Source organism: Brevundimonas vesicularis, from assembly GCF_027886425.1.
Lineage (GTDB): Bacteria > Pseudomonadota > Alphaproteobacteria > Caulobacterales > Caulobacteraceae > Brevundimonas > Brevundimonas vesicularis_C.
Genome location: NZ_CP115671.1, coordinates 1,312,145 through 1,324,470 on the forward strand (window position 1 = coordinate 1,312,145; position 12,326 = coordinate 1,324,470).

General features: G+C 66.8%; 13 protein-coding genes. 10 read left to right on the top strand and 3 right to left on the bottom strand.

Annotated features, from left to right (window positions below; all coding sequences use genetic code 11):
* Positions 1–69 precede the first annotated feature (69 nt).
* Positions 70–411, top strand: coding sequence for a hypothetical protein (locus PFY01_RS06540; RefSeq protein WP_420197063.1), 342 nt, complete (start codon positions 70–72; stop codon positions 409–411).
* Between the two features lie 146 nt (positions 412–557).
* Here PFY01_RS06540 and PFY01_RS06545 read toward each other — a convergent pair whose 3' ends face one another.
* Both PFY01_RS06545 and PFY01_RS06550 read right to left on the bottom strand, forming a co-directional pair.
* Positions 558–2,009, bottom strand: a complete 1,452-nt coding sequence (locus PFY01_RS06545) for a sigma-54-dependent transcriptional regulator (protein WP_271042865.1) — start codon at positions 2,007–2,009, stop codon at positions 558–560.
* A 106-nt stretch (positions 2,010–2,115) separates the two neighbouring features.
* A complete protein-coding gene (locus PFY01_RS06550) occupies positions 2,116–3,885 on the bottom strand; it encodes a DUF4153 domain-containing protein (protein WP_271042866.1) in 1,770 nt (589 codons plus the stop codon).
* 96 nt (positions 3,886–3,981) lie between these two features.
* On the opposite strand from PFY01_RS06550, the gene PFY01_RS06555 reads away from it, so the two are divergent.
* From PFY01_RS06555 to PFY01_RS06590, 8 genes are all read left to right on the top strand, one after another.
* Positions 3,982–5,775 (top strand): M3 family oligoendopeptidase, encoded by a 1,794-nt coding sequence (locus PFY01_RS06555; protein ID WP_271042867.1) that lies wholly within the window; start codon positions 3,982–3,984, stop codon positions 5,773–5,775.
* 80 nt (positions 5,776–5,855) lie between these two features.
* Positions 5,856–6,128 (top strand): aa3-type cytochrome c oxidase subunit IV, encoded by a 273-nt coding sequence (locus tag PFY01_RS06560; protein WP_271042868.1) that lies wholly within the window; start codon positions 5,856–5,858, stop codon positions 6,126–6,128.
* 130 nt (positions 6,129–6,258) lie between these two features.
* Positions 6,259–7,398 carry a Re/Si-specific NAD(P)(+) transhydrogenase subunit alpha gene (locus PFY01_RS06565; protein ID WP_271042869.1) on the top strand — a complete coding sequence of 380 codons (1,140 nt, stop codon included), beginning with the start codon at positions 6,259–6,261 and terminating at the stop codon, positions 7,396–7,398.
* A complete protein-coding gene (locus PFY01_RS06570) occupies positions 7,398–7,745 on the top strand; it encodes an NAD(P) transhydrogenase subunit alpha (protein WP_271042870.1) in 348 nt (115 codons plus the stop codon). The genes PFY01_RS06565 and PFY01_RS06570 overlap by 1 nt, the downstream gene beginning before the upstream one ends.
* Positions 7,742–8,008: a hypothetical protein gene (locus tag PFY01_RS06575; protein WP_055755025.1), complete on the top strand. Its 267-nt coding sequence runs from the start codon at positions 7,742–7,744 to the stop codon at positions 8,006–8,008. Before PFY01_RS06570 ends, PFY01_RS06575 begins: the two co-directional genes overlap by 4 nt.
* Before the next feature lie 13 nt (positions 8,009–8,021).
* Entirely contained in the window at positions 8,022–9,443 is a 1,422-nt protein-coding gene (locus tag PFY01_RS06580) for an NAD(P)(+) transhydrogenase (Re/Si-specific) subunit beta (RefSeq protein ID WP_271042871.1), read from the top strand.
* Between the two features lie 3 nt (positions 9,444–9,446).
* Entirely contained in the window at positions 9,447–9,851 is a 405-nt protein-coding gene (locus PFY01_RS06585) for a DUF1801 domain-containing protein (RefSeq protein WP_271042872.1), read from the top strand.
* A 60-nt stretch (positions 9,852–9,911) separates the two neighbouring features.
* A complete protein-coding gene (locus tag PFY01_RS06590) occupies positions 9,912–11,009 on the top strand; it encodes an acyltransferase family protein (protein WP_271042873.1) in 1,098 nt (365 codons plus the stop codon).
* 2 nt (positions 11,010–11,011) lie between these two features.
* Here the strand turns inward: PFY01_RS06590 and PFY01_RS06595 are convergent, their stop codons facing one another.
* Positions 11,012–11,236 carry a hypothetical protein gene (locus PFY01_RS06595; protein ID WP_271042874.1) on the bottom strand — a complete coding sequence of 75 codons (225 nt, stop codon included), beginning with the start codon at positions 11,234–11,236 and terminating at the stop codon, positions 11,012–11,014.
* A 91-nt stretch (positions 11,237–11,327) separates the two neighbouring features.
* Here PFY01_RS06595 and PFY01_RS06600 point away from each other — a divergent pair, with 91 nt between their 5' ends.
* Complete coding sequence (locus tag PFY01_RS06600; RefSeq protein WP_199061270.1) at positions 11,328–12,317, top strand: helix-turn-helix transcriptional regulator; 990 nt, start codon at positions 11,328–11,330, stop codon at positions 12,315–12,317.
* Positions 12,318–12,326 lie beyond the last annotated feature (9 nt).

Below are 12,326 nucleotides of genomic sequence, written 5' to 3' on the forward strand. Positions count from 1 at the left end.
CGCACCCCCTTCAAGCCAGGAGGCGGGCTGTCGCGATCCGGCGGCTTGAAGGGCGATGGCGCATCCAACCTGCGCTCAAGCAGCCCGAAGGGCGCTACCGCTGCAAAAAAGCCCGCGCCAAGCCCCTTCGAGCAACAGCGCGAGGCCGCCAAACGCGCCGCGCTGAATGCCTTGAAACGCGCTCGCCGCGCGGCGGACAAGGCAGGCGTTTCCCTGTCCGAATGGGAAGGCGAATTCATCGATTCGGTCAGCGAGCGCGTGAAAACCCACGGCCGCGCCTTCGCCGACCCCGAAAAGGGCGCGCCCGGGCAAGCGCTCTCGGCCATGCAGGGCCGCAAGCTGAAAGAGATCACCGCCAAGGCTAATGGCGAAGAGCCGAAACGGCGGTGGGGGCGAAAGAAGCCGGAGTGATCGTCTCCTCCCCACCGGTGGGGAGGGGGACCGCGCAGCGGTGGAGGGGCTTTTGACGTCCCACAGGCGGTGGCGCGGCGGAGAACCCCTCCGTCTCGGCGCTAAGATGCGCCTCGCCACCTCCCTACGATGTGGGGAGGAGACGGTCAGCCCACTTCCTTCAGCTGACCTTCCAGGCCCTGTTCGCGGACCTTGCGATACAGGGTTGAACGGCCGATGCCGAGACGGCGCGCGATCTCGCTCATATGGCCAGCATAGACCTCGATGGCGTGCTGGATCAGGTCGCGTTCGATGTCTTCCAGAGTCCGCAGATGGCCGCGCTCGTCCAGGATGCGGATCGGCTGATCGACCTGCGCGGCGGCGTCGGTCTGAGCGCCGGCGGCTGTGGCGGCCTGTAGGGGCTGGGCGTCGGGCATGGGCGCGGCGACGCCGGAGATGGCCGGGAAATCGTGCGGCTGAAGGAAGGGCGCATCGGCCAGCACGATGGCGCGAAACACCGCATTTTCCAGCTGTCGCACGTTGCCGGGCCAATCAAACCCTTGCAGCAAGGCCAACGTTTCGGGCGCGCATCCGGCGATCCGCTTGCCCTCCTCGGCGTTGAAGCGGGCGATGAAGTGATCGACCAGGGGCGCGATGTCCTCGCGCCGGTCGCGCAGGGACGGGGCTTCGATTGGGAAGACATTCAGGCGATAGAACAGGTCCTCGCGGAAGGCGCCGTCCTTGACCTGCTGGGCGGGGTCGCGATTGGTCGCCGAGACGATGCGCACATCGATCTTGACCGGGCGTTTGCCGCCCACGGGATCGATCTCGCCCTCTTGCAGCGCGCGCAGCAGCTTGACCTGCATGTCCAGCGGCAGTTCGCCGATCTCGTCAAGGAACAGGGTGCCGCCGTCCGCCTCGCGGAACTTGCCCAGCGTCTTGTCGACGGCGCCGGTGAAGGCGCCCTTCTCGTGTCCAAACAGGATGGATTCGATCAGATTGGCGGGCAGGGCGCCGCAGTTGACGGCGACGAAGGGTTTGCCGGCTCGGTCGCTGGCGCCATGCAGGGCGCGGGCGATGACCTCCTTGCCGACGCCGCTTTCGCCGGTGATCAGGACGGGGATCGAGGATTTGGCGGCCCGGGCGCCCAACGCCTTGACCATGCGCATCGGCGGGCTGTCGCCCACGATATCGTCGAAGCTGGTGCGGCCTTGGACGCGCTTGGTCAGGCGCCCGACCTCGGCGGTGAGGCGCTTCATCTGCATGGCGTTGCGCACGCCGACCAGCAGGCGTTCTGGGCCCACCGGTTTGACAAAGAAGTCCTGGGCGCCGGCCTGCATGGCCTTGACCACCATGTCGATGCCGCCGTTGGCCGTCAGGACGATCACTGGCTCGTTGATCCCGGCGCTACGCAGTTCGGCCAGGCATTCCAGCCCCGACATCTCGGGCATGACCATGTCCAGCAGGATCAGGTCAGCCCCGCCGCCGCGCGTCATCCGGTCGATGGCCTCGCCGCCGCTGGCGGCATGGACCACGGCGTTGCCGTCCCGCTCCAGCACGGCCTGGATCAGCCGGCGCTGGGTCGGATCGTCGTCAACGACCAGGATGGTCTTGGCCATGAAAATCCCTTGTCCTGTCGCCCAACCCGTCACGGATGGATCGTTTCGGGACGATTCCTAGGGTGGCGAGGTGAAAATCGGGTGACACGGCGTGGTGAGCGTCCCGTTAACGCGGCTCTGTCGCGTCGCATCGCACCTCGGGGATGGCGCGCAATCTCTGGCCGTCGACAACCAGGTCGGGAAGGGCGGCCGGCGCCGTCGCGACGCCCTTCGACAGGCCCTCGTTCATCCGCTCAGCATTGCGCCCGCAGGTGAAGCCGTATCGACCCGTCACGCGCCACTGGCCCTGGCTATCCTGATCGAAGGCGACGATTTCGCGAGTCGTGGCGACCAGCAGATCGGTTCGTGCGTCGCCATTCAGGTCCGTCGATCGCAAGACGCAGGGCGTTTCCGCATTGCAACTGAACAGCACGTCGACCTGCGCGTCCAACTGATCGATGAAGCTGGCGGGCACGGATTGGCCATCGACGACCTTCAGACGGATGGCGGCCTTGCGCGCTTGCAGTCCTTGCGCAGTATCGCCGGATGGCCACGGGCGGGCCTGGGCGGCGCGGGCGTTTCGCGCGATGCGTGGATCGGTTGAGGCGGCCAGACGTCTCAGCGCCGTCTCGCCGGCCTTGCCGCTCTCAAACCGCAGGAAGTCATAGTCGAACGTGTCAGCGGACACCGCCCCACGCTGCAACCGTGCGACCTGATCCTGAACCGAGAGGCGGGCGGGATCGGCCAACGGGCTAAACAGGGCCAGGATGACCAGAACCGACAGGACCGCCGCAACAACATTGGTCCACTCCAGCGGCTTCATCCAGCCGCCCGGTTTCACGGCCGCCAGCAGATAGCCCGCGCCATAGACCGTGCCGACCATGGTGCAGGCGACGGCGATGATCCGATCGGGCGTCAGGCCGTGCTGGCCGATACGCAAGGCCAGGCCCCAGGCGGCCAGAACGATCAGCGGCGCGATCAGGATGGACGCGGCCCGCGCGCCGTATCGCAGAACGACCGGCGGCAGATTGTCTGCGCGCCCATCCTGATAGCCCGTGTTGATCAGCACGATCAGGGCGGCGGCGGCCGACAACACCAAGGCCGTTGCGCTGCGCGTCTCCCACAGGCCGTCCAATCCGGTGAAGGGCAGGGCGAGAAGGAAGCCGCCGACCAGGACAGTGATCAACAAGAGTAGCCAAGACAGCAGCATCAACGCCACGGTCCGCACGCCCCGGATCAGGCCGTCGCGCACATCAGTCAGCTGAACCGCGGTGGCGAAGACCAGGGCCGTGACCGGAATGGCGAACCACGCCTCGCTGAGCAAGTGCTGCAGAAAGCCGAGGCCGATCATCTTGAACAGGGCCGCGCCCAGATGCAGCAGGATCCAGAAGGCGCCGGTGAAGCCCAGCGACAGAGCCAGTTGTACCCCCGCCTTCCAGGCGATGTCGAAATAGTGGGGGTAGTCGACGATCCAGCGTCGTTCGCGGATCCCGGGCACGATCAGGTGGTGGGCGATGAACAGGGCCGCCGCGCCGAAGGCCAGCACGGGGAAACTCAGGAAAGGCGGCTCCTCATGCGGCTTCAGCACCTGGCGGGCCACGTCGTGCGCGCCCAGCAAAGCCAGCATGCCGGCTGCGCTGGCCGCCCACAGGAGCAGAGCCAGCGGCTTGACCCGGCCCACGCCGGCGAGAACCACCACCGGCACATAGCCGGCCGCCAGGGCCAGGGCGCCGAACACCACCGGCTGGGTTTCGGGCCAGACGCGGCTGTCGGCCGCCAGATACAGTAGATAGAGGGCCAGCCCCTGAACCAGACCCGTCGCCAGGCGAATCGCAAACAGGCCCGAGGCCCCGCCAAGGCCCGTCCGGCCGGTGTCATGCTGCAGGGTTTCGGTCATTCGATGGTCTCCGAAAGGCAGGATTGCACGGGCCGTGACGCCGAGAAAGCGCAAGGGACGGTTGCGGCCGTCGCCGCGCATCCCCAGAACAGGGGCATGAACGCTCCCTTCAAGACGCCCAACACCGAAGCCCCGCTGTGGGACCTGACCGACCTCTATGCGTCGCGCGACGACGCCAAGGTGGCCGCCGACCTGGAAAAGGCGCGCGGTCTGGTCGAGGCGCTGAACGGGCTGAAGGGGCGGCTGGCGGCGGACCAGGACGCGCAGGCGCTGGGCGATGCGCTGGACCGCGCGATCCAGCTTTATGAGCAGGCGTCCGATGTGTTGGGCGCGTTGGGCGCCTACGCCTTTCTATCCGCCTCGACCGCGCGCGACGATGCAACGGCGCAAGGATTCGAAGCCGATGTGCGCGAGAAGATCACCGCCATCGCCACCCCGACTGTCTGGCTGACGCTGGAGATCAACCAGATCGACGATGCGGCGCTCGAAGCGGCGCTGATCGCCCATGCGGGCGCGGCGCGCTGGCGGCCTTGGCTGCGGCGCGTGCGGGCGATGAAGCCGCATGAGCTTTCGGCCGAACTGGAGACCTTCATCGCCGAGCGCGGCCCGATCACGGCCCAATGGCCGCGCCTGTTTGATGAGCAACTGGCTGCCCTGCGTGCCAAGGCGGGCAGCGAGGACCTGACCTTGGCCGAGGCGCTGAACCGCCTGTCGGACGCCAAGTCGGCGCGTCGCAAGGCCGCTGCCGAGGGCCTGTCCGAAGCGCTGGCCGCCCGCGCCCCGACGCTGGCCCTGGTGCTGAACACCGTCGCCGCCGACAAGGCGATGGAGGATCGCTGGCGCGGTTTCAAACGTCCCGCCGATAGCCGTCACCTGGGCAACGAGGTGGATGGCGAGGCCGTGGATGCGATGGCCGAGGCCGTCGCCGCTGCCTATCCGCGCCTGTCGCACCGCTATTATGCGCTCAAGGCCAAGGCGATGGGAAAGGCGCGCCTGGACCACTGGGACCGCAACGCGCCTATCGAAACCACGACGCCGCGCGCCTTCACCTGGACCCAGGGGCGCGAGATCGTGTTGGACAGTTTCTCGGACCTGGGCGGCGATTTCGCCGACCGGGCCGGCGGCTTCTTCGAAAAGCCGTGGATCGACGGCCGGGCGCGGCCGGGCAAGCAGTCCGGCGCCTACGCCCACCCCGTCACCGCCGACCGCCACCCCTATGTCTTCCTGAACTGGATGGGGGAGCGGCGCGACGTCCTGACCTTGGCGCATGAGCTGGGACACGGCGTCCACCAGACCCTGGCGGCCGATCAGGGCACGCTTTTGGCCGATACGCCTCTGACCCTGGCCGAGACGGCGTCGATCTTCGCCGAGGGGCTGACCTTCGACCGCCTCCTGGCCACCGCGCCCAAGTCCGAGCAGCGCGGCCTGCTGGCCGGTCGGATCGAGGATGGTCTGAACACCGTCGTGCGCCAGATCGCCTTCCACCGCTTCGAGACCCGCTTCCACGACGAGCGCCTCCAGGGCGAGGTGTCGCAACAGCGGATCAATCAGCTGTGGCTTGAGGAAATGGGAGCCTCGCTGGGGCCGTCGGTCAAGCTGAACCCGGGCTATGAACATTGGTGGGCCTATGTCAGCCACTTCGTCCATTCGCCCTTCTATGTTTACGCCTACGCTTTCGGCGACCTCCTGGTGGCGGCGTTGATGGAGGCGCGTCGCAACGATCCGGCCGGCTTCACGCCCCTTTATCGCGAGCTTCTGGCCGGCGGGGGATCGCGAACCTACGTCGAGGCGTTGAAGCCGTTCGGTCTGGACCCGCGCGACCCGGCCTTCTGGAGTGTCGGCTGTCAGAGGCTGGAGCGGCTGGTCGATCAGTTCGAGGCGCTGGCCTGACCAAGGCAAGGCATGACTGCGGGCTTGAGCGGGGCGGTCGCCTCGGTGTAAGTCCGCGATAACGACGAGGGGATTCCACAATGGCCGACCTGCACGACACCGCCAACGCACCTGCCGACGCCGATGCGCAAGCCTATCTGCACGGCCATATGGAAGTGCGCGAACAGGTCTCGACCTATCGCCTGTTCCTGAACCTGGCCAAGTGGGGCAGTCTGGCCATCGCCGTGCTGCTGCTGTTCCTGACCCTGTGGTTCCACCCGGGTGGCAGCTTCATGGCCGCCGTGATCGGCGCGGTCGTTCTGGGCGGCTTCGGCTTCGTGGCGCTGAAGTCCAAGCCCGGCGCCGCGCACTGAGCCTTGCATCGGATCGCCTTGCGGCGGTCTGAAATCACGCGCCCTCGCCAAGCTTTGGCATAACCGTGCTTTGACGGCTTGCGCCGGAACGGCCTAACCTTCGTTCAACGAAAAGAACGAGGGGATTCGCTTGGCCGTCGCTATCGCCGTCACGAGAGAACGCCGCGAAGGCGAGACGCGCTGCGCCGTCACGCCTGAGACCGTGAAGAAGCTGATCGCCCTGGGCGCGACCGTCACGGTCGAGGCCGGGACCGGCCTTGGCTCCTCTATTCCTGACGCCGACTACGCCTCCGCCGGCGCGGTGGTGAAGCCGGACACCCGCGCCGTGCTGGACGGCGCCGACATCGTGCTGAAGGTGCGCGGCCCCACGGCCCAGGAAACTAGCGCGCTGAAGCCCGGCGCCATCGTTATCGCCATGCTGGACGCCTATCGTGACAAGGCGACCGTCGACGCCCTGGCCGGGGCCAACGCCACCGCCTTCGCCATGGAGTTCGTGCCCCGCATAACCCGCGCCCAGGTCATGGACGTCTTGTCGTCCCAGGCGAATCTGGCGGGATACCGCGCGGTGATCGAGGCGGCTTACGCCTATGGCAAGGGCTTCCCAATGATGATGACGGCGGCCGGCACGGTCGCCGCCGCAAAGGTCTTCATCATGGGGGTGGGCGTCGCGGGCTTGCAAGCCATCGCCACCGCTCGTCGTCTGGGCGCGGTCGTCACCGCCACCGACGTCCGCCCCGCGACTAAGGAACAGGTCGAAAGCCTGGGCGCCAAATTCCTGGCCGTCGAGGACGAGGAATTCAAGAACGCCCAGACGGCCGGCGGCTACGCCAAACCCATGTCGGCCGAATATCAGGCCAAACAGGCCGAACTGACCGCGACCCATGTGCTCAAGCAGGACATCGTTATCACCACGGCTCTGATCCCCGGCCGCGCCGCGCCTGTGCTGCTGACCGCCGCCCATGTCGCCTCGATGAAGCCCGGCTCGGTCATCATCGATCTGGCGGTCGAGGCAGGCGGCAATGTCGAGGGCTCCAAGCTGAACGAGGTCGTGACCACCGCGAACGGCGTCACCATCGTCGGCTGGTCGAACCTGCCCGGCCGCATCGCCGCAGACGCCAGCGCCCTCTACGCTCGCAACCTCACCGCCTTCGTCGGCCTGTTGATCAAGGACGGCGGTCTGGCGGTCGATCTCAAAGACGAAATCCTGAAGGCGGCGGTAGTCACCAATGCCGGCGCCGTGGTGCATGAAGGTCTGAAGGGAACACACTGATGGAACATGTCGATCCCACCGTCTTCCGCCTGGCCATCTTCGTGCTGGCCATCTTCGTCGGCTATTACGTCGTCTGGAGCGTGACGCCGGCCCTGCATACGCCGCTGATGGCCGTGACCAACGCCATTTCCAGCGTCATCATCGTCGGCGGCCTGATCGCCGCGGCGGCCGTGTCCGGTGACGCGACCGGCCCCAGCGCCTGGATCGCCAAGGGCGCCGGCGTGCTCGCCGTCACCCTGGCCAGCGTCAACATCTTCGGCGGCTTCATGGTCACGCGGCGGATGCTGGCCATGTACAAGAAGAAGGAAAGGCCCGCTGCCAAGGCCGCTTCCGAGGCGTCTTCGTGACGGACGCTGCGCAGATCGCCATCACCGGATCCTGGGTCGCGACCGGCATCGGCTTCGGCCTGTGGCTGTACGGCTGGTTCGGGGCCAAGACTCCAATCAAGCGTCAGCGGCTGCATGACTGCGGCATCGCCCTGGTCTTTTCGGCCATTCTGGTTCGCGTGGTGACGCAGGATCGGCCGTTGGGCGTCTTCGAATGGGCCCTGTTCTTCATCGGCCCGCTGTTCATCGCCGCCGCCCTGTGGCGGCTGGCCCGCACGTCTTGAGGGGAGGGGCGTGATGAACGCATCTTTGGCCGCACTGGCCTATCTGGTTTCAGGCGTCCTGTTCATCCTTTCGCTGCGGGGGCTGTCCAGCCCGGAGACCAGCCGCCAAGGCAACACCTTCGGCATGGTCGGCATGGCGCTGGCCATCGGCGTGACCCTGCTGACCCTGGGCACGACGGGGGCGCTGGATACCGTGACCCTGGCCCTGATCGCGGGCGGCGTCATCGTCGGCGGCGGGGCAGGCGCCCTGATCGCCAAGCGCGTGGCCATGACCGACATGCCGCAGCTGGTCGCGGCCTTCCACAGTCTGGTCGGCATGGCCGCCTGCCTCGTCGCCATCGGCGCGATCTATGCGCCCGAGGCCTTTGGAATCCTGTCCGACGACGGAAACGGCATCAAGACGCTGTCGATCATCGAACTCAGCCTCGGCGTCGCCATAGGGGCCATCACCTTCACCGGCTCAGTCATCGCCTTCGCCAAGCTGAACGGAAACATGAGCGGCGCGCCGATCATCCTGCCGGCGCGGCATCTGATCAATGTCGGCCTGGCGCTGGGTCTGGTCTTCCTGATCGGCATCCTGATCGGCACGAACGGCGCGGCGACCTGGGCCTTCTGGGGCGTCTTCGTGATCGCCCTGATTCTGGGCGCAACCCTGATCATTCCCATCGGCGGCGCCGACATGCCGGTCGTGGTGTCGATGCTGAACTCCTATTCCGGCTGGGCGGCGGCGGCGCTGGGCTTCACGCTGGAGAACATCGCCCTGATCATCACCGGCGCCCTGGTCGGATCGTCGGGCGCGATCCTCAGCTACATCATGTGCAAGGGCATGAACCGCAGCTTCGTCTCGGTGATCCTGGGCGGCTTCGGCGGCGGGGATGCGGCGGCCGGTCCCGCCGGCGCCAAGGAGACGCGGCCGGTCAAACAGGGCTCGGCCGAGGACGCCGCCTTCATCATGAAGAATGCGTCCAAGGTCATCATCGTGCCCGGCTACGGGATGGCGGTGGCCCAGGCCCAGCATGCGCTGCGCGAAATGGCCGACAAGCTAAAGGAGGAGGGGGTCGAGGTGAAATACGCCATCCACCCCGTCGCCGGTCGGATGCCGGGCCATATGAACGTCCTGCTGGCCGAGGCCAACGTTCCCTATGACGAGGTGTTCGAACTGGAGGACATCAACGCCGAGTTCGCCACCGCCGACGTCGCCTTCGTCATCGGCGCCAACGACGTGACCAACCCGGCGGCCAAGACCGACCCGACCAGCGCCATCTACGGCATGCCGATCCTGGACGTGGAAAAGGCCGGCACCGTCCTGTTCATCAAGCGCGGCATGGGCTCGGGCTATGCCGGGGTCGAGAACGAACTCTTCTTCCGCGACAACACCATGATGCTGTTCGCCGACGCCAAGAAGATGGTCGAAGGGATCGTGAAGGGGCTTTGAGCCATGGCCAGCACGCCCAAGACCGGCCCCACAGACGCCTCTGTCGATGACTTCTTGTCTGCGATCGACGATCCACGCCGACGGTCTGACGCTCATGCCGTCGCCGCGCTTATGTCGGAGATTACCGGTGAACCGGCCGTGCTCTGGGGATCGTCCATCATCGGGTTCGGCAACGACGGCGGCCCCAAGGGCGGCTGGCCGCTGATCAGCTTCTCGCCGCGAAAAGCCAATCTGGTGCTTTATGTCGCTGGGGATTTCCCTGAACGTGCCGAGCTTATCGCCCGCCTAGGCAAGGTGAAGACCGGCGTGGGCTGCCTCTATGTTTCGCGTCTGGAAGATGTCGATCAGGCGGTTCTGCGGGACCTTTGCGGTCGCGCTGTTCGCGCGGTCAAAACCAGCTCGGACTGAAGTCTCTTCAGACCCCTATCGCGCAACCTTGACCGGCGCTATCACGCGTCCGTGAACACAGTGTCCGGACCCCTTCCTGCCGCCCATCGCCGTTTCGAGGCCTTGGATTCCCTGCGCGGTGTGTGCGCCATCCTTGTCGTGATGTTCCACATGCCGGTCGCAAGTCACTGGCGCGACTGGGATTTCATTCAGCATTCCTATCTGTTCGTCGACTATTTCTTCGTTCTGTCGGGCTTCGTCATCGCTCATGCCTATGCGAAACGACTGAAGTCGGGACGCGACGCCGGGCGATTCATGGTGCGGCGCTTCGGGCGGATTTGGCCGCTGCATCTGCTGATGCTGGCGGCCTTCATCGGGCTGGAGATGGCGCGGCTGGTCTTTCATTTCGATAGCGCGCCGCCGTTCACGCGGGATCGGTCGATCGAGGCGATCTTCACTAATCTGGCGCTGATCCAGGCCTGGCATGTGCATCCCTATCTGACCTGGAACGGGCCGTCGTGGACGCTCAGCGCCGAATGGGCCTGCTATCTGATCTTCGCAGGGCTGGTGCTGATTGCGCCCAAGCGGTTCCGCTGGATCGGCCTGGTGCTGGCGATCATCGGCGGCGTGCTGGTGCTCAGCTACGCCCGGCGCTGGATGAACACGACCTATGACTTCGCCGTGCCGCGCGCGGTCTATGGCTTCTTCCTGGGCTGCCTGATGCAGGGGCTGTGGACGCACATTCCGCGGCTCAAGGGCGGCGCCGCGACGCTGTTGGAGGTCGCGGCCATCGTCTCGGCCTGCGTCTTCATCGGCTATGCGCAGGGCCCGATCACCGTCGCGGTCACCTTGATCTTCGTGGCGCTGATCTGGGTCTTCGCCGGCGAGGAGGGGGCGCTGTCACGCGTGCTGGACCACCCGGCTCTGGTCACCCTGGGGCGCTGGTCGTTCGCCATCTACATGGTCCATATGTTCATCCTGACCGTGATGATGATCGTGGCCAGGAAGCTGGACCGGGTCCCCGTTCGTCGCATCGACTTCGGCTCTGTCTGGCTGAACGACCTGTTCGCCGTCGCCATGTTCGGCTTCATTGTCGCGGTCGCCGTGGCGGCTCACCGACTGGTCGAGCAACCGGCCCAGCGCATGATCGACCGCTGGACCAAGCCCAAGGCGGCCTGAGGTCAGGCGGCCATCCGCCATTCGGGGGCCATGTCGCCGGCGCGGCCTTCGTCCCACAGCATGTCCTCGTCCGAATAGCGGCTGCTGGCGGCCGCCGAGATGACGTCGACCACCTGTTCCTCCAGACGGTCCCAGATCACGGCGAGGTCGGACGACCCGTCGGCCGCGCATGGGACGATGATGTAGCGGCTGGCGTTGACGGTCTGGGTGGGTTCGAAACGCGCCATCTGATAATCTCCTGAAGCGGGGGCCTCTTGTCGATGATGTCGTTATGAAGCAGTGTTGCGTCAGAAACGGACGTAGGGATCGGCGAAAGCATTGAGACACGACAAGGCGGCGATGGTGATCGATCTGGCGCGCCGCATGGCCGCCAGCGCCGAAGGGCTGAGCCTGGACGAGATCGCGCGCGACATGCGCGTCGGCCGCCGCACCGCCGAACGGATGCGCGACGCGGTTCTGATGCTGTTTCCCCAGGTGGACGAGGTCTCGGACCCGCCGTCCAAACGCTGGCGCATCCGGGGCGGTCTGTCGGCCTTCGAACAGGCCCCGACGGCGACCGAAATGCTGGAATTGTCCAAGGCCGCGACCGCTCTGCGCGCCGCCGGCGAACCGGCGCGCGCCACGGCGCTGGAGGGGCTGGAGCGCAAGCTGAAGGCGGCGATGCGTTCGACCACGCTGAATCGGATGGCGCCGGATCTGGAGGCCCTGGTCCGGGCCGAGACCATTGCGGTCCAGGCCGGGCCGCGCCCCTCCGCCGACGAGGCCATGCTGACCGCTATCCGCGCGGCGGTGCTGGCGCAGCAGCCCTTGGGCTTCACCTATTCCCGTCCGGGCGCCGAGCCGCGTCGGCGCAGCGTGGCGCCCTGCGGCGTCATGTTCGGCCGGGCCAACTATCTGGTCGCCGCCGACCGCGAGACGGGCCGCATCCAGACCTTCCGTCTGGACCGGATGAGCCACGTCGCCCCGCAGGAGGGGATGGCCGTCCCGCCCGCCGATTTCGACCTCGGCGTCTTCGCCAGCCAGTCCTTCGGCATCTATCAGGACGAGATAGAGGACGTCGTGCTGCGCATCGCGCCCGACGGCGCGGCCGAGGCCAGGGGCTGGCGCTGGCACCCGACCCAGTCGTTTGAGGACCAGTCGGACGGCGGCGTGATCGTGCGGTTCCGCGCCTCGGGCATGCGCGAGCTGGCCTGGCATCTGTTCACCTGGGGCGAGCAGGTGCAGATCCTGGCGCCGGAGCGGCTAAAGGCCGTGATGGCCGGCGAACTGGCGGCGGCGGGGCGCGCCTTGGAACGGGCCTCAGCCTGACGAAACCGT